A 24,344-nucleotide genomic window follows, 5' to 3' on the forward strand; every position below is an offset into this window, starting at 1 on the left:
CCATGAGCACCAACACCCCGACCGCCGCCCTGTCGCAGGCCGGCGTCAGCATCTGGCTCGACGACCTCTCGCGGAAGCGCATCACCACCGGCGAGCTCGAACGGCTGATCGCCGAGCGCGACGTGGTGGGCGTCACGACGAATCCGACGATCTTCGCGAACGCCTTCGCGGACGGCGAGTCGTACACGTCGGCGCTCCATGATCTCGCGGCACAGGGCACCGACGCCGAGCACGCCATCTTCGAGATCACCACGCACGACGTGCGAGATGCCGCCGACCACCTGCGCGACGTCTACGACCGCACCGACGGCTACGACGGTCGAGTGTCGATCGAGGTCCAGCCCGGCGTCGCGCACGACACCGAGGGCACCATCGCCGAGGCGCACGCACTCTGGGACAAGGTCGCCCGTCCGAATGCCATGGTCAAGATCCCGGCGACCATCGAGGGCCTCGACGCGATCACCGCCGCCATCGGCGCCGGCATCAGCATCAACGTCACCCTGATCTTCAGCCTCGACCGGTACCGCGAGGTCATCGACGCGTACCTCACGGGTCTCGAGCAGGCGCAGGCGGCTGGGATCGACCTGTCGACGATCCACTCGGTCGCGTCGTTCTTCGTGTCCCGCGTGGACACCGAGATCGACAAGCGCCTCACCGACATCGGCACCGACGAGGCCCTCGCCCTGAAGAGCAAGGCCGGCGTCGCGAACGCCCAGCTCGCGTACCAGCTGTACCAGGAGGCGTTCGCGTCCGACCGCGCCGCGGCACTGCTGGCGGCGGGCGCGAAGCGGCAGCGCCCGCTCTGGGCATCGACCGGAGTGAAGGACCCGGCGCTGCCCGACACGCTGTACGTCGTCGAACTGGTCGCCCCGGGCGTGGTGAACACCATGCCCGAGAAGACGCTCGAGGCCACCTTCGACCACGGCGAGGTCCGCGGCGACACCGTCACCGGGTCGTACGCCGAGGCGGGTGCCGTTCTCGACGCGCTCGCGAAGGTGGGCGTCGACTACGACGACGTCACCGCCACGCTGGAGCGCGAGGGCGTCGAGAAGTTCGACGTCTCGTGGAATGAGCTGGTCGAGACCGTCCGCACCGCGCTGGAGGCGGCGCGGTAGCCGGCCTCGCGGCCCCGGCCGACCCGCGGCCGGCCTCACCTCGCGGCGGCCGCCCGCCGCGTGTGACTGCGCGCGTGCTCGACCGCCGCACCGAGCTCGTCGAAGAGATGGTTCCGGTGCCGCAGCGAGTCGATCACGCCGACGCGGCGCGCGAGCTCGAGGTGCCGAGGCTGCACGCCCTTCACGAGCACCGTGACGCCCCGGCGTTCGAGCGCGCGGATCAGCTCGGTGACCACCTGTGCACCGGTCGCGTCGAGCAGCTGGAGCTGGGACATCCGGATGATGACGACGTCGACGTCGCGGAGCGTCGCGACCCGATCGAGCATGCGCTCGGCCGCACCGAAGAAGAGCGCGCCGTCGAGCCGGAACAGTGCGATGCGCTCGTCGGCCGCTTCGGCCGGCCCGGGAAGCTCCTCTCGATGCACCCCACTCGAGCGTGCGACCGCGCGCAGGGCGAGGAACGCGGCGACCGCGATGCCGACGAGCACGGCCGTGATGAGGTCGACGCTGACCGTGATGATCGCGGTGGCGACGAACACCGCGGCATCCGCGCGCGACGACCGGACGACGGTGCGGACCGTCGCGACCGAGATCATGCGCGTCGCCGTGACCATGAGCACGCCCGCGAGCGCCGCGAGCGGAATGGATGCCACGACGGCCGCGCCGACCGCGACGATCCCGGCGAGCAGCAGCGCGTGCACGATCGCCGCGAGCCGAGTGCGCCCGCCGGTCCGGACGTTCACCGCCGTCCGCGCGATCGCGCCCGTCGCGGGCATGCCGCCGAACAGCGCCGAGACGATCGATGCGAGCCCCTGGCCCACGAGCTCGCGGTCCGCGTCGTAGGGTCCGGTGTCAGCCATGGATGCCGCGACCCGCGCCGAGAGCAGCGACTCGATCGCGGCGAGCGCGGCCACGGTCGCGGCGGGCAGGAGCAGCCCCGCGAGGCCGGCCGGATCGAGAGCGGGGATCGCCGGTGCGGGCAGCCCGCTCGGCAGCGCGCCGATCGTCGCCACCGGCAGCGCGGTGAACGCCGTCACCGCCGTCACGACGACGATCGCCACGATGGATCCCGGCACGAGCGGATGGACGCGCGGGGCGACGAGCATGAGCGCGGCGACGACCGCGACGATCACGAGCGACCACGCGGCATCCGACCATGACGCCTGCAGCATCGCGTCGATCGCGCCGACCACCGCGTTCGCGCCCTCGGTCGCCGGCACGCCGAGGGCCGCCGGCACCTGTTGCAGGAAGATGATGACCGCGATACCGAGCGTGAACCCCTCGATGACCGGCCACGGGATGAACGTGACCGCCCGGCCGAGCCGTAGCGCGCCCGCGAGGAGCACGATCGCGCCCGCGAGCAGTCCGACGACCGCGAGTGCGCCGGGCCCGTGCGTCGCGATGATGGGCGCGAGCACCACGACCATCGCGCCGGTCGGCCCCGACACCTGCACGTTCGATCCGCCGAACACGGCGGCGACGACGCCGGCCACGATCGCGGTCACGAGCCCGCTCTCGGCGCCCGCGCCCGAGCTGACGCCGAACGCCAGGGCGAGCGGCAGCGCCACGATGCCGACGGTGATGCCCGCGATGAGGTCACCCCTCCATGTGCGGCGCAGGTCGCGGTAGTCCGCGGCGCCGGGCAGCAGCGAGCGGATGCCGCCGGCCACGCGCCGCACGGTCGGGCGGGTCATGCGCGGGCGACCGCCCGCGTCGTCGTGGTCGCCGGGCCGGTCGAGTGCTCCCCGCGCTCGGGAAGCTCCGGCAGCTCGGCCTGCGCGACGAGCTGCTGCTCGGTCGTCTGGAGGATCTCGCCGAGGAGGACGCGCGCGACCCGCAGCAGGTCGGCGACCTGCGGGTACGCGAGCCGGTAGAGCACCTGGTTGCCCCGCCGCTCGGCGGTCACGAGCCGGTGCGTACGCAGCACGGCGAGGTGCTGCGACAGGTGCGACGCCTCGAGGCCGGTCGCCTCGAGCAGATCGGCGACCGGCGTGTCCTCGCCGTCCGCCGCGGCGAGCACCTCGAGCACCCGCACGCGCAGGGGGTGCGCGAGGCCCTTGAACAGGTTGGCCTTGACCTCGTACAGCGGGCGGCTGGCATCCGTGAACACGACGACTCCTCAATGGATTGATGAATCCATCAAGTCATTATGCCATCCCATTCGGCCCGTTGCCGCTGGACGGCATCGATCGTCGTCAGCTCGCGCCCACGCGCCGCGGTGGCGATCGATCGGATTCGAGGCGCATCGTGTGCCGTGCGAGCGACGACCCGAGCGCCGGCGGCATCCCACGGAAACGGTCGCGGCCGTCCCGATCGAGCGGGACGAGTCCCTCGTGCCGCTCCAGCCGCCTCAGACGGCGAGCGGCGGCCGGCGCAGTTCGATGACGTCGACGGGCACCGCCGCGGCATCCGACCCGACCTCGTCGATGCGGTTGCGACGATCGACGTGCACGATGCGCGGATGCCACGCCCGCGCCGCCGCGTCGTCGAGCTGCGCATAGGAGATGACGATGACGAGGTCGCCTTCGTGGACGAGGTGCGCGGCCGCGCCGTTGATCCCGAGCACGCCGCTGCCGCGCTCCCCCTCGATCACGTACGTCTCGAGTCGGGCGCCGTTCGTCACGTCGACGACAGCCACCTGTTCGCCCGGAAGGAGCTCCGCGGCATCCATGAGGTCGCGGTCGATCGTGATCGAGCCCACATAGTGCAGGTCGGCGTGCGTCACGGTGGCGCGATGGATCTTGGACTTCAGCATGGTGCGCAGCACGGGCCAGAGCCTAGCCCGAGGCGGCGGATGCAGTCCGAACGTGTCGGCGGATGAAGGAGAGGACCGCAGGCTCGAACCGACCACGTTCGTATATACGAGGTCCGCCCGGGCCCGGAGACCCGAGCCCGGGCGGCCCCGCCCTCCCGACCATCACACCGGGAAGCTCGCGGAGGTCGCCGTCGTGAGGATGCGCGCGAGCGGCTCGCGGACGACGCAGCGATCGAAGCGGAATGCGTCGGCGAGACGAGTCGCCTCGTCCTCGGAGATGCCGGAGAACAGCTCGGCGAAGTCGTCGACCATCGCCTCCGCGAGCATGACGTGCCGCATGTGGCCGGCGATCCAGCGCGGGGCGCCCCACGGAAACGGGGCGAACTGGGGGAACTCCTCGGCGAAGAGGGCTTCGATCGGTTCGATGAGGTGCCGGATCCCGGTGTCGGTCGATCCCCAGGAGTCGACGCCGAGCCTGGCCTTCTTCTCGAGCACCGGTCGGATGCGTCGCAGGTAGTCGGAGCCCGGATCGGCCGACACCACTCCCTGCAGGCCGATGTCCTTGTACGTCCAGAGCGCCCAGCTCGCGTCGTGCTCGGAGAAGATCGCGAGCTGGTCTTCGAGGAGCCGATACCGCTGCTCGTCGCGCAGCGGGTCACCCGTGTACACGGGGCCGAACTCGCCGACCCAGATGGGGGTCCCCGTCTCGCGCATGTACGCGGTGCGCGCGAGGAAGGTCTCCTCGATCCGCGCACGATCGACGTATTCCCCACGGCTGACGCCCGGATACGGCCCGCCGTCGACGAACCCGGGCAGGGCGTAGTCGTGCGCCGTGTACACCGTGTTCGGCAGCGGATCCCCGAGCTGGTCGAACTGGGTCGAGTACCGGTTGCCGTCGAGGAAGAGGATGTGGTCGGGATCCACCGCGCGGATCGCGGTCTCGAGCCGACGGTAGAACGGACCGATGGCCTCGCCGTGCGCATCGGCCGGCTCGTTCAGCGGGTTGTACCCCGCGACCCAGTGGTTGTGGCGGTAGTGCTCGGCGATGGCCTCCCACAGGTGCACCACGCGATCCTGGAAGTGCGGGTGGGTCCAGAAGTGCGCCCACTGCGTGGGGTTGTCGCTGTGCCAGTGCTGGTTCTGCGCACCCGGGACCGCATGCAGGTCGAGGATCGTGTAGATCCCGTGCTCGGCGCAGGCCTCGACGACGCGGTCGAGCAGCCGGAACCCCTCCTCCTTCACCACGAAGGGCGCGTCATCGTCCTCGAAGTGGCGGTAGTTGAAGGGGATGCGCAGGGAGTTGAGCCCGAGATCCGCCAGGAACGCGGCGTCCTCGTCCGTGAAGAACACCTCGAGGAACCGCTCGAAGAAGGCCTCGTAGGCCGCGTCGCCCATCGCACGGCGCATGGCGCGACGGTGCTGCGACTCGGTCCCGGGATACCCAGTGATGAAGTTCTCCATGTTCATCCAGCCGCCGAGACCGAACCCGCGCAGCAGCAACGGCCCATCCGCGTCGACGATCCGCGTGCCCTCGACCTGCAGCACGTCGCCGCGCGTGATCACCGGACGCTCACCGCCGTCCAGGAGACGGGGGGCAGCGTCATGCGGAGGGCGCCGTCGGCGATCCTCGCGCTGTCGTTCGGGCGCAGGGCCACCCGCTCGGGGTCCTGCATCGTGTTCGCGGCATGGATGTCGTCGTCCCAGAGGCTCTCGACGCTCACGATCCCGACGTCGCCGAGGATGCTGGTGTCGACGACGATCTCCACCTCCTCTTCGAGGCTGCGGTTCACGAGGAAGATCGCGGTGCTTCCGGTCGACTCGTCGTGCGTCGCGACTGCGTCGACGACCGTGGCGACCCCGTGCCGATCGGTCTCGTAGCTCGGGCTGTCGAGCTTCAGCTCCAAGGTGACGCCGCGCGCGAGTCGTGACGTGACGGCGAAGGGGAAGTAGGTCGTCTGCCGCCACGCGGCGCCGCCCGGTTCGGTCATGATCGGCGCGATCACGTTCACGAGCTGGGCGAGGCTCGCCGCCGTCACACGGTCGGCGTGCCGCAGCAGGGAGATGAGGAGGTTGCCGAAGACGACGGCATCGACCACGGAGTAGACGTCCTCCAGGAGCCGCGGCGCGACCGGCCACTGATCGACGTCCGTGATGCGATCCACATCGGCATAGCGTGACTGGTACCAGACGTTCCACTCGTCGAACGAGATGTTGATCGTCTTGCTGCTCCCGCGCAGCGCCTTCACATGGTCGGCGGTCGCGACGACGGAGTCGATGAACCGGTCCATGTTCACGGCGGATGCGAGGAAGCTCGCGTAGTCGCCGTCGACGGGTTCGTAGTACGCATGGCAGGAGATGAAGTCGACCTCGTCGTAGGTCTCCTCGAGCACGATGCGTTCCCATTCGGCGAAGGTCGGCATCTGGGCGCTGGAGCTGCCGCACGCGACGAGCTCGAGCGTCGGATCGACCTGCCGCATCGCGCGCGCCGTCTTCACCGCCAGACGGCCGTACTCGCGGGGGGTCCCGTGACCCAGTTGCCACTGGCCGTCCATCTCGTTGCCGAGACACCACATCCGGATGCCGTACGGCTCGACCGCGCCGTTCGCGATGCGCCGGTCGGACAGTTCGGTTCCCGAGCGGGTGTTGGCGTACTCCAGGACGTCCAGTGCGTCCAGGACTCCCCGGGTTCCGAGGTTGACGGCGTACATGAGCTCGCTGTCGACCTCGCGCAGCCAGGTGGCGAACTCGTCGAGCCCGATCTCGTTCGTCTCGGTGGAGTGCCACGCGAGGTCGAGGCGTCGCGGACGGGACTGTCGCGGCCCGACCCCGTCCTCCCAGCGATAGCCGGAGACGAAGTTGCCCCCGGGGTAGCGGATGGTCGAGACGCCGAGCTCCCTGACGAGCTCGATGACGTCCCGCCGGAACCCGTTGGCGTCGGCCTGCGGGTGGCCCGGTTCGTAGATGCCGTCGTAGACGCACCGGCCGAGGTGTTCCACGAAGGATCCGAAGAGCCGGCGGTTGATGGGCCCGACGACGAAGTGCGGGTCGACGGTGAGGTGTGCAGAGATCATGGGTCCTCGATCGAGAGAATGACGAAGGTCGTGGCGGCTGGTGGCGGGGCTACTTGAGGCTGCCGATGGCCAGCCCTCCCTGCCAGTAGCGCTGCAGCGCGAGGAAGGCGATGACCAGCGGGATCACCGAGACCAGCGAGCCGAGGATGATGATGCTCCACAGGCTCTGTCCGCCCGCAGCTCCATACGTCGACGCGGTCGACTGCCAGAGCCCGATGCCGACGGTCACGGGGAAGAGGCGGTTGTCCGACAGCATCGCGAGCGGCAGGAAGTAGTTGTTCCACGACGACACGACCGAGAGCAGCAGCACGGTCACGACCGCCGGCCGGAGCATCGGAAGCGCGACCTGGAAGAAGGTGCGGAACTCCCCGGCACCATCGACTCGTGCGGCGTCGAGGAGCTCGTCGGGCACCGCGTCGCGGGCGTAGACGAACATCAGGTACACGCCGAACGGGTTCAGCAGCGTCGGCAGGATGACGGCCCAGATGGTGTTCGTGAGGCCCGCCTGCGAGAAGAGGATGAAGGTCGGGATCACGAGCGCGGTGGCCGGCACCATGACCGCACCGAGGAGGACGGCGAAGCTGAGCCGGCGACCCCGGAACTGGTACTTGGCGAAGCCGTAGCCCGCGAGCACGGCCAGTGCCGTGGCGCCGATCCCTCCGACGAACGCGTAGATCGCCGAATTGAGCAGCCAGCGCGCGTAGATCCCGCCGCCGTAGCTGAAGAGCTGCGAGAGGTTCCCGAGGTAGTTGATGTCGTCCGCGAACCAGAGCGCGTTCCCGCCCCCGAACAATCCGCCGGACGTCTTCGAGCTGTTCACCACGACCCACCAGAACGGGACGAGGAAGTACACCATCAGGATGCCGAGGACGACCTGGAGGGAGATGTAGCGCGATTGGCGGCGCGACCCGCGAGTGGTGCTCATGCTGCTCATGAGAAGAAGCTCCCTCGCTTGCGGGTGCTGAACAGGAAGATGTAGACGCAGATGAAGACGACGGCGCCGAGTGCGAAGGAGATGGCCGAGCCGTAGTTGTAATTCGCCAACGTGAACGCCTGTTGGTAGGCGTACATGTTGGGTGTGAAGTCCTCGGGGATGGCGCCGGCGGCCAGCTGCTGCAGGATCTTCGGTTCGTTGAAGAACTGCAGGGTCCCGATCAATGCGAAGACGAGGATCAGCACGAGCGCGGGTGCGACGAGCGGGATCTTGATGCGCAGCATGATCTGCCATTGCGATGCGCCGTCGATGCGCGCCGCCTCGTAGAGGGTCGGGTCGATGCCCTGCAACGCGGCGTAGATGATAATCATGTAGTACCCGGCCCACTGCCACGTCACGATGTTGAGGAGGCCCCAGAAGATCAGGCCCTTGCTGAGGAAGTCCGGCCCGGTGGCGCCGAACGCCTGGAAGAAGTCTGCGATGGGACCGAAGTTCTTGCTGTAGAGGAAGCCCCACATCAGGGCGCCGATCACCGCCGGAATGGCGTAGGGCAGGAAGATCATCAGCCTGGAGAATCGGGCGAACGAGGTCGTCACGAGGTCGAGGATGAGGGCGATCGCGAGTGAGATGGCCATCTGCAGCGGGATCAGGACGAGTGAGAAGCTGATCACGAACCAGACGCCGTCGAGGAACGACGGGTCGGTGAAGGCCTTCAGGTAGTTGTCGAACAGGACGAAGCGCGTCCCGCCGATCATGGACTTCTGGAAGAGGCTCAGATAGAGCGCGAAGGCGAGCGGCAGGATCAGGAACGCCAGGAAGACGATCGCGAAGGGTCCGACGAACATCCATCCGGTGGCGTTGCCGCGACGGGCGCCGGATCGGCGCTGGCGCGGGGGGCTGGTGGCCACGTTCCGTGTGGCCTTGGTGAGGGTCATGGAGGTCTCCTGTGTGATGGTGTGCGACGCGAATGGGCCGGCCCGCGACGGCGGGCCGGCCCACCACGTTCAGGTCAGTTGACCGTGAATCCCTGCTCCTCGGCGTACTGCACGACATCCGCCTGCAGCGCATCGGCCGCCTCGGCTCCGGTGGCGGAGCCGTCGTTGATGGCAGCGATCTGCTTCGTGAATGCGGTGTAGAAGTACTGCCCGATCGGCGTGTAGGTCATGCCCGTGTAGGCGTTGGCCGCCGGGACGTACACCTCCTTGTTGGCCTGCTGGCCGTCGAAGAAGGCGACCTCGGCGTCGACGAAGGCCGGGTCCTCGAGCACGCTGAGGTTGAGCGGGAAGATGATCTGGTTCTCCCAGCCGTCCTTGAGCGACGCGTCGTCGGCGTAGACCCCGAACGCGACCTTGGCCGCGAGCTCCGGGTTCTTCGCCTGGCTGGTGACCGAGAAGGCCGAGCCGCCCCAGTTCACCGAGACGGGGTTGCTCGGATCCCACTGCGGCAGCGGTGCGGTCGCCCACACGCCCGCGTCCTCGCCCTCGCCGACGCCCGCACCCTGCAGGTAACCGGGCGCCCACGCGGCCGAGAGGTAGGTCGCGTACTCGCCGCCGATCACGCCGGAGATGTACTCGGGGGTGAACTGGTCCTGGGTGCTGACGAGGCCCTTCGAGACGAGGCCGGCCCAGTACTCGAGCACCTCCTTGGTGGCGTCGTCGTTCAGGTTGATGCCGATCTCGCCCTCGTTCGCCGGGTCGTACGTGAACGGCTCCGCGCCGTTCTGGTAGAGCAGGGCGGTGACGTAGGCCGGCTGGTTCGCCGGGAAGTCGCCGAAGAACGGACCACCGGCATCCTTGACCTTCTGCGCAGCGGCCTCGTACTCGGTCCACGTCGTCGGAGGCGTGATGCCGTACTGGTCGAAGATGTCCTTGCGGTAGATCATGCCCATCGGGCCGCCGTCGATCGGGGCGCCGTAGACGCCGTCGCCGACCGACACGTCCTTCCAGGCGCCGTCGCTGAAGTTCCCCTTGACGTCGTCGTAGCCGAGGTCGCTAAGGTCGACGAGCGCGTCCTGGACCTGGAAGGTCGGGATCCGATCCGCCTCGAGCATCACCACGTCGGGCGCGCCGCTCCCGGCCGAGATCGCGGTCTGGAACTTGTCGTACTCGTCGCCGCCGGCACCGGCGTTCGTCCAGCAGACCTGGACGTCGTCGTTCTGCTCGTTGAAGTTGTCGACGACGGTCTCGGTGTTCGGGTACCAGGCCCAGAGCGTGACGACCGGGGCGTCGGTCTTCTTGATGGTGTTGGTGCAATTGGATGCGTCGTTGCCGCCGTTGTCGGTGCTGCCGTCGTCTCCGCCGGCGGTGCAACCGGTGAGCAGGAGGGTGCTCGCGACCGCGAGCGCCGAGACGGCAGTGATGACCTGCTTTGTCTTCACTGGGATATTCCTTTCGGATGCGTGGACACCATTGTCGGTGCGGCGCGATCCGCTGGTGGCCTGCACGCGGCCGTCTGCTTCGACGGTTCGTGCAAGGGGGGTCCGAATCGCGTCTGCAACGTTGGAAGTGCAACGTTGTAGGATGATAATGAACCAGGGATGCAACAGTGTCAAGCATCAAACGACAGGCTGGTCGACCCACCCGTTCGGGCGTCGGGTCTCCGTGTCGGTTGCTCGCTACACTGACCGCAGCCCGTGATACCCCTTGTCGAGAGGAGCGAGATGGTCGCGACCCTGCACGACGTCGCGCGCATCGCGGGCGTTTCCATCAAGACGGTCTCCAACGTCGTCAACGACTACCCGCACGTGCGGGAGGCGACGCGAGCGCGAGTGCTCTCCGCGATCGCCGAGGTGGACTACAAACCGAACCTGTCCGCACGCGGACTTCGCTCCGGGAAGACCGGGGTGATCGGCCTCGCAGTCCCCGAACTCCGCCAGAACTACTTCGCCGAACTGGCGGATGCGATCATCCGCGCGGCCGAGCGCCACAACGTCGCGGTCGTGATCGATCAGACCGGTGCGACCCGTGAGGGCGAGGTGGCTGTGCTGTCGGGCAAGCGACTGCGCCTCACCGACGGCATCCTGTTCAGCCCGGAGCGCCTCGGACAGGAGGACATCGATCTGCTCGACGTCGACTTCCCGGTCGTCCTCCTCGGCGAGCGGATGTTCGACGGCCCGACCGATCACGTCACGATGAACAACGTCGAGTGCGCCCGTGTCGCGACCCAGCACCTGATCGGCATCGGTCGCCGGCGCATCGCGGTGATCGGAGCTCACCCCACGCACCAGGACGACATCCGGTCGGCGAACCTGCGCATGCGAGGGTATCGAGAAGCGCTCGCGGCAGCGGATATCGAATACGACGAATCGCTCGTCAGAGTCGCGGCCCCGTGGCATCGGGAGAACGGCGCAGCAGCCATGCGCTCGCTCCTCGATGACGGAGTCGAGTTCGACGCCGTGTTCACCTTCAACGACACACTCGGCCTCGGCGCACTTCGTGCCCTCGGCGAGGCGGGAGTCCGCGTACCCGAGGACGTCGCGCTCGTCGGGTTCGACAACATCGACGAGACCCGGTTCTCCGTACCGTCCATGTCGAGCGTGGACCCCGGTCGCGACCAGATCGCACAGCTCGCGGTGGACCTGCTCATCGAGCGCATCAACGAGAAGGGCGACCGTCAGCCGCCGCGACAGGTGCTGGCCGATTTCCACGTCGTCGGTCGCGAGTCCACCGGCTTCGCGCAGCCGCCCGAAGCGGCCTCCGCGGTGACGACGGTCGAGGACGACTAGGCCACACCCCTCGCCTCGTTCCCCGCGACGGCCGGCCTCAGCCGCGGGCCATCGCGTGGTCCCCGCGTGCGCTCCGATGGCGAGCCCGGTCGGCCGCGCCCGCATCCGCCCGTCGCTCGCTGCTCATCGCCCAGATAACAACGTTGGAAGAATCTCTTGACAACGTTGGAGAACAGCAGCGACCATATCGGTTGAGACGCGATTACGACGTTGTAATAATGCCTCCATCACGTCGCCTCTCGGCGGGTCTCGTGCCCGCATCCCCTGCGCTCGGGGTTCCTCGAGCGCGCCAGCCATGTCGTGGCGGCCGCAGGCCGACCACGGGAAGAGGGAATGAGATCAATGGAGATTGAGACGAGAGGGCGGGCCTCGCGGAAGCGCACGGCTCGCCTCTGGACGCCGCAGCAGGCGGATTCCGCGGTGGCCCAGGACGGGACTTCCACGAGGGCTTCGCGACTGCCGAAGCTCATCGCGGCGACGGTGCTCGCGTTCGCGATGGCGTTCGGTGCCGCGCCGTTGGGAGCGGTGGCCGATGACGTCGACCTGACCCCCGGCCCCACGGTGATCAAGGACCCTGCGTCGCCGACCGGCTACACCGGGCATTTCGTGTACTACAACCCGACCGCGACCAGCGTGCGGTTCGTCGCCGACATCCTGCTGCGCGACTGGGAGAACCCCACGAGCACGACCGTCTACCAGCCGCAGCAGTACCGTCCCGGCCTCATGCGCGGCGCGGGGGCATACGACGTCCAGATGACGAAGGTCGGCGACGGCTACTGGGTCACGGATGTCCCGCTGGCCGCGGGTCCCAACCAGTACTGGTTCTACGTGAACAACAACACGAACCTGTGGGTCGCGGACCCGGCGAACTCGCCGATCTTCGCTCCTGATGGCCTGACGGGCACCGCCCGCCGCGCGTTCAACGCCGTCTACGTGCCGTACGACGCGGAGAAGCAGAACTACGCACCCCTGGCCGAGCGCGTGATCGCGAACCCGCGACCCGACTCGCCCAAGGGGACGTGGAGCTACGTACCGATCCAGATCGGCACCGCCACGCGCACCCTGGGCGTGTACCTCCCGCCGGGATACGACCCGAACCGCGCCGAGCCGTACAAGACGATCTACATGCAGCACGGAAGCGGCCAGGACCAGTCCGACTGGATGAACATCGGCAGCGTCCCGATCATCATGGACAACCTGCTCCAGGACGGCGCGACCGAGCCCGCCGTGGTCGTCACGACGAACTCCGCGTACATGGGGGCGTCGCCGTACAACGTCCTGACGAACACCATCGTCCCGTTCGTCGAGAACACGTACAACGTCTCGACGGACCGCATGGACCGCGCCTTCGCCGGTCTCTCGATGGGCGCCTCGATGACGACGAACATCATCAACAACAATCCGCTGCGCTTCGGCTACTACGGCGTCTACAGCTTCCGGGCCGGGATCAACACGAACACGGCGAACCTGGACAAGGCCTACGTCCACATCGGATGCGGCATCTGGGACAACCTGAACCTGTGCGCGACGCCCGCGCAGCTCAATGGCCTGGTCGGGAAGGTGAACTTCAAGAACACCGTGCTCGCCGGCGGCCACGACTTCAACGCGTGGCCCCAGCTGTTCGCGATCTTCGCCAGGGACTACGTCTGGCAGCGCGGCGCGTTCGTCAACGGCGCCCCGGCGTTCAGCACGGGCGGCGAGACCCAGTCGGTCGACGAGAACCGGAACCTGACGTTCGCCGTCGAAGCCACCGATCCCGACGGCGATGCCCTGACGTACAGCGCGAGCAACCTGCCCGCCGGTGCCACCTTCGACCCTGCGACTCGGCAGTTCTCGTGGACGCCCGACTACACGCAGGCAGGCGCGTACACGGTCACCTTCACCGCCAGTGACGGAACCCGTTCGTACAGTCTGTCGGGGACGAAGCAGGTCACCATCACCGTCCGCGACGTGACCGTCGCCGAGCAGATCTCCGACCTCAAGGCGGCCGTCGCCGGACTGAGCGTCAACGGCGGCCTCAAGAACGCACTGACGGTGAAGCTCGACCAGGCCGCCAAGCTGCTCGACAAGGACAAGAGCGCCGAAGCCGTGAACCTCCTCTCGGCCGACTTCATCGGGCAGGTCCAGAGCCTGCTGGGCGAAGGCAAGCTGACCGCTGCACAGGCGGCCGCACTGACGCTCGCAGCACAGGAGGCGATCCAGAACATCACCTCGTAGGAGCGGTTCGTCCGAACACGGGGTTGCCGGCAGGCATCGAGCTGCCGGCAACCCCGTCGCGCTCGTGGACGGCTTCGCAGCGCGCAAGGTCCCCGGCACGCGTTTTCCCTGTGGTCGCGCTCTCATTACGGGCAGACGATGACAACGTTGGAGATGGGGGTTGACAACGTTGGAGACGACGCGCCAGCATATGCGTGGGACGCGATTACGACGTTGTAAAACGCCTCCATCACATCGCTCTCGCCGGGCCCGGTGCCCGTGACCCTTGCGCTCGAAATGCCTCGAGCGCGCCGCAAAGTCGTGGCGGCTGCGCGCCGACCACGGGAAGAGGGAAGAGATCAATGGAGATTGAGACGAGAAGGCGAGCGGTGCCCAAGCTCATCGGGGCTTCGGTGCTCGCGCTGGCCATGGCGCTGAGCGTTGCGCCACTGAGTGCCCAGGCCGATGACGTGAACCTGACGCCGGGGCCGACGGTGGTCGCGGATCCCGGTTCGCCGACCGGCTACACCGGACACTTCGTGTATTACAACCCCACGGCGACGAGCGTCCGGTTCGTTGCTGACATCATGCTGCGGAACTGGGAGGACCCGACCGACACGACCGTCTACTCGCCATCGCAGTACCGGCCCGGCCTGATGCGCGGCGGCGGCGGCTATGACGTGGAGATGACCGAAGTCGAAGACGGCTACTGGGTCACGGATGTCCCGCTCGCGGCCGGCGCGAACCAGTACTGGTTCTACGTGAACAACAACACGAACCTGTGGGTGGCCGACCCGGCGAACTCGCCGATCTTCGCCCCCGACGGCCTCACCGGCACTGCTCGGCGCGCCTTCAACAAGGTGCACGTGCCGTACGACGCGGCGAAGCAGAACTACGCGCCGCTCGCGGCTCGAGAGATCGAGAACCCGCGGGCCGACTCGCCGAAGGGCTCGTGGAGCTACGTGCCGATCCAGATCGGCACGGCCGCACGGACGCTCGGCGTCTACCTCCCGCCGGGATACGACCCGAACCGCGCCGAGCCGTACAAGACGATCTACATGCAGCACGGCGGCGGCCAGGACCAGTCCGACTGGATGAACATGGGCGACGTGCCGGTGATCATGGACAACCTGATCCAGGACGGCTCCACCGAGCCCGCGGTCGTCATCACCACGAACACGAATTACCTCGGTAGCTCCGCGCAGGGGTACCCCAACCTGCGGAACATCGTCATCCCGTTCGTCGAGAGCAACTACCACGTCTCGACGGCCGCGATCGACCGCGCATTCGCGGGTCTTTCGGCGGGTTCCTCCGTCACCCAGGGCCTCATCCGCTTCGACGCCACGAAGTTCGGATACTACGGCCCCTGGAGTGGAGGCGCCTCGGTGCCCGTCACGACGGCGAACATCGACAAGCCGTACATCCTGTTCGGCGGCGGTCGGTGGGACTTCGGTCTCCCCAACGCGAACACCGTCGCCGCACTGGACCAGGTTGCGTTCGTCGAGAACGTGGTCGTCGCCGGTGCGCACGACTTCAACACGTGGAACCAGATGTTCACCACGTGGGCCAGGGACTACCTGTGGCACCCGGAGGCGTTCCTCGCCGACGAGATCACCGATCTCAAGGATGGGGTGGCCGCCACGAGCCTCAACAAGGGGAACAAGAACGCCCTGACCGTGAAGCTCGACCAGGCGCTCAAGTTGGTCGCGAAGGGCGACAGTGCCGGCGCCCTCGAGGTCCTCAACGGCTTCGTCACCCAGGTCGGAGAGTTCACGACGGCCGGCAAGCTGACTGACGAGCAGGCGGCGAGCCTCCTCGCGACGGCGGGACAGCTCACCTCCAACATCGGCTACTGGCAGTAACCAGCAGTTGAGAACGGGTCGTCGGCAGCGTGGCTGTCGGCGACCCGTTCTTCTGTGCCTGCGTGCCCCGCAGTCGTGCCGCGGACGAGGACGGCGGGGTGGGAACCCTACCTCCCACCCCGCCGCGGCCTCCAGGGGAGGCCTCTCCCGCCGAGCGACCCGAACTGAGCTCGGCGAGCAGGACCCGAGGGTTCATCCTTGGGAGGACGGGCCAAGGTCGTCGACGCACGACGATCCAGTCGGGTTCGGGACCGACTCGGGTTTGCTCGAATCGTAATCGCGGCATCGGGCGCCCGCACCGCCCCGAATGAGGGACATTCGGTTTTCCGCGGATCCGCGCCGAGCCGCGGGATGATGCGGAAGAAGCCGGAACGCTAGGCGGTCGGCCAGTCGACGGATGCCTCGTAACCGGGGTGCTCGCGGAGGTACGCGGCGATGAAGGGGCAGCGGGGCACTATGCGCTCGCCGCGCGCGACGGCGTCGTCGAGGACGAACTTCGCGAGACGCGTGCCGAGTCCCTGCCCGCCGAAGTCGGGGCGCACGACGGTGTGCGTGAACACGATGCCGTCGGGGGTGGTGCGGAACTCCGCGAAGCCGGCCAGTTCGTCACCGACGGTGAGCTCGTAGCGGCGGGTGGCGTCGTTGCGTTCGATGGTGATGGTGTCGTTCATGCGTCCTCCTGCTCAGGACAACGCGGTTCGGGCCGTCCGGAATTCCACCACGGGACGGATTCCCGCGTCTGGCGGCTCGTCGGCTCGATTCGCGTGCCGGCGCAGCGCGCGGTGCACGTCGTGCGATGCCGCCGCTCGGGCCGGTGCACGCGGAGTCCGCCCCCGCACCGTCGCAGAGGAATGGTCCCCGGAGGTGCGGGTGCGCGGGCGATCGGCGGTGACGGCCTGGGCGCGCAGGGCGGCAGCGGCACGCATGCGTCGGACGTGTCGCCGATCGTCGACGGCGGGGTCGGGCGCCGCGTGCGTGATCGCCACGAGGGCGATGAGCCAGGCGAACACGAGGGTGAACGCGACGATCTCGAAGACGGTGAGGTTGAAGACGCCGATGCCGTCGTACGCGAACATCGCGACGACCTCGATCGCGATCGACCCGTAGGAGGCCACCACCAGGGGGCGCGGGAGCCGCCGAGCCCAGACCTGCACGCCGAGGCACAGCACGGCGAACGAGGCGGCCGCCCCGCACGCGGCGAGGTTGTGGAGGTCGGTCGCGCCGTCGATCGGCACGAGGCCGACACCCATGAGACTCATGCCGATCAGGACGATGAGCACCCGCATCGCGGCGAGCCCGCCCCGCCGCACGCCGTACCGCGGGTCGCGGACGGCGCGCGTGAGGCCGGCCGACATCGCGGCCATGCCGGCGCCCGACACGACGATCGCGACGTTGAAGCAGGCCGCCGCGAAGTCGTCGGACGTGCCGAGGGTGCTGAAGTTGTGCGTCCACCACTCGCCGGTCGGCGTGAGGCTCATGCTCGCGAGGCTGCCGGCTGCGAGCAGCATCGCGACGAGGTTGAAGGTGCGGTAGGCCTCGTGGTCGATCGCGTGGCGGTGCAGGCGGAACGTGCCGTAGCCGAGCACCGAGCCGAGCGCGACGGCCGCCACGACGTGGCCCCCCGGGAACACCTCGAACGCCTGGCGGGTGAAGTGCACGCCGAGCACCGCGATGGCCCCCCAGGTCATGCCGTTGGCGCGGGCTCGGGCATCGCGACCGAGCCCGGGCAGGCCGAGTCGTCGCAGGGCCGCCACGCCACCCTTCGACGCGGATGCCACGACGAGGGCGGCACCCACCACGACACCCGCGGCGAGCGATGGCAGCGCCCACATGAACCCGATCGCGTCGAGTTCGCCTGGCCGGCCGTCGCCGGACTCGACGCTCGTGAAGCTCGACGAGAACTCGTGGAACGCGATGATGGCCACGGCGAGCGCGATGAGCGTGGCGTAGGCGCGTCGCATGACCGCGGCACCGCGCAACGGGTCGAAGCGCTGGGAGCCTGGGCGGCGGAGCCCGCTGGTCGTGGGTCCACGAAGCGGCCGACCGTGCCCCTCACGGCCGGCGCTGCCGGAGCGGACCTCGCGTCGCCGTCGCCGATCCCCCCGGTTCGACGACGCCGGGAAGTCCCCGGCACGCGCACCCCTCATATCCGAACTCTCGATCACGGGAATCAGATGTGTGCCGAGCATAACGGCGGCCGACGACACCGGCCATCGGCGTTACGCAGGGAACACACCGATCATCGGCTGATTCCCAGCCTGCACGGCGTGTCCGACGGCGTGCACCCCCCGTTCGGGGCATCGCCCGCCATCGGCGGCCCGAATCGGACACAGCGCCTCCGGAAACGACGAAAGCGGCTCGCTTTCGCGAACCGCTTTCTCACTGCGCGCCCGGAGGGACTCGAACCCCCAACCTTCTGATCCGTAGTCAGATGCTCTATCCATTGAGCTACGGGCGCATGGGATGTCGCCCGCGCTTCATCGGCGATCAGGCAACCACGTAACTCTAACCCACGTGCTCCGTTCGCGCCAATCGAGCGGGGCCGGGCGGCCTGCGGCATCCGTCATCGCTCACTGGCCGGCGTGATCGGGCCGCAGCGCGTCGAGCGCCGCCACCTGGCGTCGGTTGGCCACCTGCCGGTACGAGGTCTCGATGAGCTCCGCGAGGAGCTCCCAGTCGGTGTCGGGCGCGTCGAGGTCGGCGCCGACCCAGTGGTCGCGACTGTAGTACGGCACGCCGGAGAAGCGGCCGTCCTGGAGCAGCGCGAGGTGCTCCTCGGGGTCGGTCTTCACGACGATCGACAGCGGCCGCTCCGCCGTCGCGGCGACGTGCACGAAGATCGGCTTGGCCGCCCGGAAGGTCGGCCGGCCCCACGCCTCCACCTCGACGGCCTCGGGCAGCGCGAGGCAGATCCGCCGCACCCGTTCGACGAGCGGATGCCCCGGGTCGACCACGCGCGGATGCTCCACGGCGCCAGCCTACGGGCGACGCCGGTGCAGCGGCATCCGTCGACAACTCAGGGCACGGATGCCGCTGCGCAAGCCCGCGGCATCCGTGCTACAAGCCGACTCAGCCCTTGACCGCGCCCCCGAGCCCGGCGCTGCGCAGGAACAGCCGCTGGAACATGAGGAACAGCAGCACGGGGATGAGCGTCGAGATCGCGAGGGCGGCGAGGAACACGTCGAGCTCGGTCTGCGACTGCACGGCCGGGAGGCGCACCGACAGCGGCTGGACCGCCGGGTCGGGCAGCACGAGCAGCGGCCAGAGGAAGTCCTTCCACGCCGAGATCACCGCGAACACCGAGACGACCCCGAGCACGGGCTTCGACATCGGGAGCACGATCGACCAGAACACCCGGAACGGGCCGGCGCCGTCGGTCTTCGCCGCCTCGAACACCTCGCGCGGGAGGCTGTCGAAGAAGCGCTTCACGAGGAGGATGTTGAACGCGTTCGCGGCGGCCGGCAACCACACCGCCCAATAGGTGTTGAGCAGCGACACGTCGATGAGCGGTGGATGCAGGACCGTGAGGTAGAGCGGCACGAGCAGCACGACCGCCGGGATGAAGAGCGTTGCGAGCACGAGCGCGTTGAGGATCGGCGCGTACTTCGGCCGGAGCACCGACAGCGCGTACCCGGCCGTCGTGGCGATGAGCAGCTGGAAGAACCAGGAGCCCGCCGCGACCCAGATCGTGTTGAGGAAGTACTGGTCGATGTGGATGTCGTTCCACGCCGTCTCGAGGTTCGCCCAGTCGATGCCGTTCGGCCAGAGCGCGAACGGCTGGCTCAGCGTGTCCTGGGTGGGCGTGACCGCGGCCTTCGCGAGCCAGAGCAGCGGGCCGAGGCCGGCCACGACGAGCCCGATGAAGAGGAAGGTGTGCACGAGGCTCAGCGAGCCGCGCACGCTCCCCCGTCGATGATCGAACGCCGAGAGGACGCCGCGATCGCCGAACTCGTCGGTCGCGTCCTTCGTGGTGCGGCGGCGGCGGAGCCAGGCCGTCGGTCCGGGCCGGCCGGCGTCGGCGGCGGCGTCGGCCTCGGCGCCGTCGGGGCGCTCGAGCAGGGGCTGGACGGGTGCGCTGGTCAATTCGTGCTCCAACGTTCGGTCAGCTTGAAGTACAGCCAGCTGAGGAGGCCGAGGAAGATCGCGAGCATCAGGCTGAGCGCGGTGGCCTCGCCGTAATCGCCGCCGAGGCTGTTCTGGAAGGCGTAGCGGTAGATGAGGAGGAGGATCGTCAGGGTCGCGTTGTTCGGTCCGCCCCCGGTGAAGAGGAAGGGCTCGAGGAACACCTGCGAGGTGGCGATGACCTGCAGGATCAGCATGATGAAGAGGACGCCGCGCAGCTGCGGCAGCGTCACGTGCCAGAGCTTGCGCCAGATCCCGGCGCCGTCGACCTCGGCGGCGTCGTAGAGCTCGGGCGGCACCGAGATGAGCGCCGCGAGGTAGATGATGATCGACCCGCCGGCCGCCGCCCACGTCGCCTCGATGACGAGCGAGGGCATCGCGGTCGCCGCGGACTGCAGCCAGGGCTGCGGCGAGATGCCGAACCAGCCGAGGATCGTGTTGAAGACGCCGTCGGGGCTCGCGTTGTAGAACACCTTCCACAGGAGCACCGCGACCACCGGCGGGATGACGACCGGCAGGTACGCGAGGGCGCTGTAGAGGCCCTTGCCACGGCGCACCTCGCTCATCATGACCGCGAGGATGAGCGGAAGCGGGAACCCGAGGATGAGGGCGAGCACCGCGAAGTACAGCGTGTTCGCGATCGCGACGCCGAGGTTCGGGTCGCTGAGCACGTTCACGAAGTTGTCGATGCCGACCCACTCGGGCGTCGAGACGAGGTTCGTGCGCTGGAAGCTCATGACCACCGACTGCACGATCGGGGACCAGCTGAACACCCCGAAGACGATGAGCATCGGGGCCAGGAACGCGAGGTTCCAGAGGCCGCCGCCGCGGATCCAGGTCTTCGGGGTGCGCCGGCGGGCTGGGTGAGCGGATGCCGCGGGCGGCGGGTCCGCGTTGGGGGCGGGCCGCGCGGCCGCGGGCTTGGCGGTGAGGGTCATCGGTGATCCTTCGGTGGTTCGGGGAGTGTGCCCAACCGGTGGTCGAGTAGCGCCCGCCGGAGGCGGACGCGTATCGAGACCTGGGGAGGCGTCTCGATACGCGTCGCGCTCCGCGCGGCGCTACTCGACGACCGGGGGTGTGTCGCGCTCCGCGCGGCGCTACTCGACGACCGGGGGCGTGTCGCGTAGCGCGGCGCTACTCGACGACCGGGGGTTGCACGGCCTACTCGTCGAGCAGCGCCTGCGCGTCCACGTCGACCTGCTTCAGCAGGGCGTCGATGTCCGCGTTCTGGTCGGTCAGCACGGCCTGCACGAGGTTGTCCATGAGCGCGTAGATCGGCTGCGTCTGTCCCTTGAACTCGCCGACCGGGGTCTGCTCGAAGATGCCCTCGGTGAAGCCGGTCATCTGCGCGAGCGGCACGTTGACGTACGGCTCGATCCAGGTGAGCGACTCCTCGTAGGTCTCGCGGTCGAGCACCGGCAGCACGGGCGTGCCGACGGCCTGGTCGGACGCGGCGAGCGCCTTGGCGTCGGCGACCGCGGCATCCTCGTTCAGGAGCTTCTGCATGTAGTACCAGTCGATCCACTCGACCGCAGCGGCCTTCGTCTCGTCGTCGAGCGTCGGCGGCATGACGGCGATGTCGCCGCCGCCCAGCACGCCGCCGCCGTCCTCGGTCGGGATGACGGTGAGGCCGTACTGGTCGGGGTCCATGCCGAAGTCGCGCACGAGCGCGGTGTAGACGTCGGATCCCGAGGTGTACATGCCGATGTTGCCGGCCGCGAACTCCTGGTTGATGCTGCCCCAGTCGAGGTCGAAGTTCGCGCCCATCGAGTTGTCCTCCCAGCGGAGGTCGTGCAGGAACTCGAGCGTGGACTTCGTCGCGTCGTTGTCGATGCTCGACGTGTAGGTGCCGTCGCCGTTGTCCTGCTGCAGCTCGGCGCCGCGCGAGTCCGCCTGCACCGAGAGCTGCCAGCCGCCCGTGTTGCCGGTGGCCATGGTCGCGTACCCCGCCTTGCCGGTCTTCTCGGCGATGGTCTTCGCGGCCGCGCGGACCTCGTCCCACGTCGCCGGCGGCTGGTCGGGGTCGAGGCCGGCCTGCTCGAACAGGTCGCGGTTGTAGTGCAGGCCGTTCGCGTAGGCCTGGCGCGGGAACCCGTAGATGCGGCCGTCGGAGTCGGTGACCTCCGAGATGATGATCGGGTTGAACTTGTCGGCGTAGCCGAGCTCCTTCACCTCGTCGGTCACGTCCATGAGCTGGCCGTTCTCGAGGAGGGTCTTCGAGTCGGTGAACGGCACCGTGAAGACGTCGGGCAGGCTGCCGCCGGCGAGCTGCGCGGCGAAGGTCGGCGCGGTCCACTCGTACTCGAGGCCGACGATGTCGATGTCGGGGTGGAGCTCCTCGAACTGCTGCTCCTGCTCGGCGAAGGCGTCGTACGCGGCCTGGTCGGCCCCGGGCGGGAAGGTGGCGACGCGGAGCTCGAGCTTCCCGTCGTCGGCGGCGCCCTGGCTGCACGCGGAGAGCGCGCCCACCATCGCGACGGCGGCGATGCCCGCGATCGCGATGCTGCGTGGTGACTTCATTGTCCAGTCCTTTCGGTGCTGTGTTTGAGGTTGTGGTGAGGGGCTGCCGCGGCGTGGTGCGGGCCGCGGCCTCGACGGTCAGGCGATCCGGTGGAGCCAGGCCGTGGAGTCGGGTGGCAGCATCCCGCCGACGAGCGGGGTGCTGGAGAGGAGGATGCGGTCGTGGTCGGGGAGGGCCATCGGATCGCTGCCGAGGTTCGTGACGTTGACCACGTCGTCGCCGCGCCGGAACACGAGCGCCGTGGGCTCGCTCGGCAGCCAGGTCAGGGTGCCGTCGCCGAGCGCGGCCTCGCGCTTGCGGATGCGCAGCGCCTGCCGGTAGAGCCAGAGCATGGAGCCCGGGTCGGCCTCCTGCGCCTGCACGGTGAGGGCGGCCCACTCGGCCGGCTGCGGCAGCCATGGTGCTGCGGATGCTGCGGCGGGGCTGAACCCGAAGGGCGACGCGGTGCCCCGCCAGGGCAGCGGCACGCGGCATCCGTCGCGACCCGGGTCGACCCCGCCCGAGCGGAAGTGCATCGGGTCCTCGAGCACCTCGCGCGGCAGTTCGACCTCGGGCAGGCCGAGCTCGTCGCCCTGGTAGAGGTAGAGCGAGCCCGGCAGGGCGGCGGTGAGCAGCGCGGCGGCGCGGGCGCGGCGGCGGCCGAGCTCGAGGTCGGTCGGCGTGCCGAACCGTTTCCGCGCGAAGGCGAAGCCCGAGTCCTCGCGTCCGTACCGCGTGACCGGCCGCGTGACGTCGTGGTTCGAGAGCACCCAGGTGCTGGGCGCGCCGACGGGGGCATGCGCGTCGAGCATGAGGTCGATCGAGGCGCGGAGCTCCGCGGCATCCCACGGACGGGCCATGAAGTCGAAGTTGAACGCCGTGTGCATCTCGTCGGGACGCAGGTAGGCCGCGAAGCGGGCGGCATCGGGCACCCACACCTCGCCGACCAGGACGCGGGTGCCGTCGTACTCGTCGGCGATGCGGCGCCAGGCACGGTACACGTCGTGCACCTCGTCGCGGTCCTCGGTGGGATGCTGCCCCGGCGCGACGACCTCGGGCACCTCGGGCAGCGCGGGGTCCTTGATGAGCAGGCCCGCCGAGTCGATCCGCACGCCGGCGACGCCGCGGTCGAACCAGAACCGCAGGATGTCCTCGTGCTCGGCGCGCACGTCGGGGTGGTTCCAGTTGAGGTCGGGCTGTTCGGGCGTGAAGAGGTGCAGGTACCACTCCCCCGGCGTGCCGTCGGGGTTCGTCGTGCGGGTCCACGTGTCGCCCTGGAAGTTCGAGATCCACTTCGTCGGCATCTCGTCGCCGCCGTCGCCCTTGCCGGGATGGAACCAGAACCGGGCGCGCTCGGGGCTGCCGGGGCCGGCCGCGAGCGCCTCCTGGAACCACGGATGCTCGCTCGAGATGTGGTTCGGGACGACGTCGATGATCGTGCGGATGCCGAGCCCGAGCGCCTCGCTGATGAGCAGCTCGGCGTCCTCGAGGGTGCCGAACGTGGGGTGGATGTCGCGGTAGTCCGACACGTCGTAGCCGCCGTCGGCGAGCGGCGACGGGTACCACGGGTTGAACCAGAGCGCGTCGACGCCGAGCTCCTTGAGGTAGCCGAGCCGGCTGCGCACGCCACGCAGGTCGCCCGTGCCGTCGCCGTCGGAATCGGCGAAGCTGCGCACGTAGACCTGGTAGATCACGGCGTCGCGCCACCACAGCGGGTCCTCCACGAGTGCGGGAGGCACCGTGCCGGGTTCCGTGAGTGGCATGGTCACGCTGTCGTTCTCCTCGATGCGGTGGGCGGGCGGCGCGCCGGCTCCCGGGGGACGACGGCGTCGATATCGGGAAACGTAATGAGAGCAACAGATTGATGCAACTTTTCAACAATCGAGCATCAGCTTGCGAGTGATTTCATGAAGTTGCGAGAGCGCCTTGCGTATTTCCGGCACGAACCCTGCTCGCAGCGCTAGCGTTCCCTCCCGATTCCGTTCTCAGGAGATCTGGGGCGGCCGGGCGGGCGGGCGCGGCGTGTCGTCCTGAGAAGTGCACCGTGGGAGCGGGTGGTTCCTGA

At 68.8% G+C, this 24,344-nt stretch carries 19 protein-coding genes and 1 tRNA gene; 4 read left to right on the top strand and 16 right to left on the bottom strand.

The annotated features are described in order from the left end of the window. Window positions 1-2: 2 nt before the first annotated feature. Complete coding sequence (gene tal / locus ACFVN5_RS00110) at window positions 3-1,115, top strand: transaldolase (RefSeq protein WP_376952592.1); 1,113 nt, start codon at window positions 3-5, stop codon at window positions 1,113-1,115. Between the two features lie 35 nt (window positions 1,116-1,150). On the opposite strand, the gene ACFVN5_RS00115 is transcribed toward tal, so the two are convergent. The 8 genes from ACFVN5_RS00115 to ACFVN5_RS00150 form a co-directional block, all read right to left on the bottom strand. After that, window positions 1,151-2,809 (bottom strand): SulP family inorganic anion transporter, encoded by a 1,659-nt coding sequence (locus ACFVN5_RS00115; protein ID WP_376952593.1) that lies wholly within the window; start codon window positions 2,807-2,809, stop codon window positions 1,151-1,153. Further along, entirely contained in the window at window positions 2,806-3,225 is a 420-nt protein-coding gene (locus tag ACFVN5_RS00120) for an ArsR/SmtB family transcription factor (protein WP_376952594.1), read from the bottom strand. The genes ACFVN5_RS00115 and ACFVN5_RS00120 overlap by 4 nt, the downstream gene beginning before the upstream one ends. Before the next feature lie 240 nt (window positions 3,226-3,465). Next, entirely contained in the window at window positions 3,466-3,882 is a 417-nt protein-coding gene (gene panD, locus ACFVN5_RS00125; RefSeq protein WP_376952595.1) for an aspartate 1-decarboxylase, read from the bottom strand. A 150-nt stretch (window positions 3,883-4,032) separates the two neighbouring features. Then, complete coding sequence (locus ACFVN5_RS00130) at window positions 4,033-5,433, bottom strand: glycoside hydrolase family 5 protein (RefSeq protein ID WP_376952596.1); 1,401 nt, start codon at window positions 5,431-5,433, stop codon at window positions 4,033-4,035. Further along, entirely contained in the window at window positions 5,430-6,941 is a 1,512-nt protein-coding gene (locus ACFVN5_RS00135) for an alpha-N-arabinofuranosidase (RefSeq protein ID WP_376952597.1), read from the bottom strand. Before ACFVN5_RS00135 ends, ACFVN5_RS00130 begins: the two co-directional genes overlap by 4 nt. Window positions 6,942-6,990: 49 nt before the next feature. Then, window positions 6,991-7,866 (bottom strand): carbohydrate ABC transporter permease, encoded by an 876-nt coding sequence (locus ACFVN5_RS00140; RefSeq protein ID WP_376952598.1) that lies wholly within the window; start codon window positions 7,864-7,866, stop codon window positions 6,991-6,993. Between the two features lie 5 nt (window positions 7,867-7,871). Further along, window positions 7,872-8,810 (bottom strand): carbohydrate ABC transporter permease, encoded by a 939-nt coding sequence (locus ACFVN5_RS00145; RefSeq protein WP_376952599.1) that lies wholly within the window; start codon window positions 8,808-8,810, stop codon window positions 7,872-7,874. Window positions 8,811-8,884: 74 nt separating this feature from the next. Beyond that, entirely contained in the window at window positions 8,885-10,252 is a 1,368-nt protein-coding gene (locus ACFVN5_RS00150) for an ABC transporter substrate-binding protein (protein ID WP_376952600.1), read from the bottom strand. 282 nt (window positions 10,253-10,534) lie between these two features. On the opposite strand from ACFVN5_RS00150, the gene ACFVN5_RS00155 reads away from it, so the two are divergent. The 3 genes from ACFVN5_RS00155 to ACFVN5_RS00165 all read left to right on the top strand — a co-directional run bounded on the left by ACFVN5_RS00155 (window position 10,535) and on the right by ACFVN5_RS00165 (window position 15,657). Then, entirely contained in the window at window positions 10,535-11,599 is a 1,065-nt protein-coding gene (locus tag ACFVN5_RS00155) for a LacI family DNA-binding transcriptional regulator (protein WP_376952601.1), read from the top strand. 420 nt (window positions 11,600-12,019) lie between these two features. Then, entirely contained in the window at window positions 12,020-13,816 is a 1,797-nt protein-coding gene (locus ACFVN5_RS00160; protein ID WP_376952602.1) for a putative Ig domain-containing protein, read from the top strand. A 368-nt stretch (window positions 13,817-14,184) separates the two neighbouring features. Then, window positions 14,185-15,657 (top strand): alpha/beta hydrolase, encoded by a 1,473-nt coding sequence (locus ACFVN5_RS00165; protein ID WP_376952603.1) that lies wholly within the window; start codon window positions 14,185-14,187, stop codon window positions 15,655-15,657. Window positions 15,658-16,031: 374 nt separating this feature from the next. Here the strand turns inward: ACFVN5_RS00165 and ACFVN5_RS00170 are convergent, their stop codons facing one another. The 8 genes from ACFVN5_RS00170 to ACFVN5_RS00205 all read right to left on the bottom strand — a co-directional run bounded on the left by ACFVN5_RS00170 (window position 16,032) and on the right by ACFVN5_RS00205 (window position 24,042). Next, window positions 16,032-16,328 (bottom strand): GNAT family N-acetyltransferase, encoded by a 297-nt coding sequence (locus ACFVN5_RS00170; protein ID WP_376952604.1) that lies wholly within the window; start codon window positions 16,326-16,328, stop codon window positions 16,032-16,034. A 12-nt stretch (window positions 16,329-16,340) separates the two neighbouring features. After that, entirely contained in the window at window positions 16,341-17,618 is a 1,278-nt protein-coding gene (locus ACFVN5_RS00175) for a DUF998 domain-containing protein (RefSeq protein WP_376952605.1), read from the bottom strand. A 424-nt stretch (window positions 17,619-18,042) separates the two neighbouring features. Then, window positions 18,043-18,115: transfer RNA gene (locus ACFVN5_RS00180), tRNA-Arg, on the bottom strand. Between the two features lie 112 nt (window positions 18,116-18,227). Then, on the bottom strand, window positions 18,228-18,626 hold the full coding sequence (locus ACFVN5_RS00185) for an MmcQ/YjbR family DNA-binding protein (protein ID WP_376952606.1): 399 nt from the start codon (window positions 18,624-18,626) through the stop codon (window positions 18,228-18,230). 100 nt (window positions 18,627-18,726) lie between these two features. Further along, the gene (locus ACFVN5_RS00190; RefSeq protein WP_376952607.1) at window positions 18,727-19,740 is read right to left on the bottom strand and encodes a carbohydrate ABC transporter permease; all 1,014 of its coding nucleotides are present in this window, start codon (window positions 19,738-19,740) and stop codon (window positions 18,727-18,729) included. Next, window positions 19,737-20,717, bottom strand: coding sequence for a carbohydrate ABC transporter permease (locus ACFVN5_RS00195; RefSeq protein ID WP_376952608.1), 981 nt, complete (start codon window positions 20,715-20,717; stop codon window positions 19,737-19,739). Before ACFVN5_RS00195 ends, ACFVN5_RS00190 begins: the two co-directional genes overlap by 4 nt. A gap of 223 nt (window positions 20,718-20,940) precedes the next feature. Further along, on the bottom strand, window positions 20,941-22,299 hold the full coding sequence (locus tag ACFVN5_RS00200; RefSeq protein WP_376952609.1) for an ABC transporter substrate-binding protein: 1,359 nt from the start codon (window positions 22,297-22,299) through the stop codon (window positions 20,941-20,943). A gap of 78 nt (window positions 22,300-22,377) precedes the next feature. Then, window positions 22,378-24,042 (bottom strand): glycoside hydrolase family 13 protein, encoded by a 1,665-nt coding sequence (locus tag ACFVN5_RS00205; protein ID WP_376954277.1) that lies wholly within the window; start codon window positions 24,040-24,042, stop codon window positions 22,378-22,380. Between the last annotated feature and the right edge of the window lie 302 nt (window positions 24,043-24,344).

Origin of the sequence: Agromyces sp. NPDC057865 (assembly GCF_042796995.1) — a bacterium.
Lineage (GTDB): Bacteria > Actinomycetota > Actinomycetes > Actinomycetales > Microbacteriaceae > Agromyces.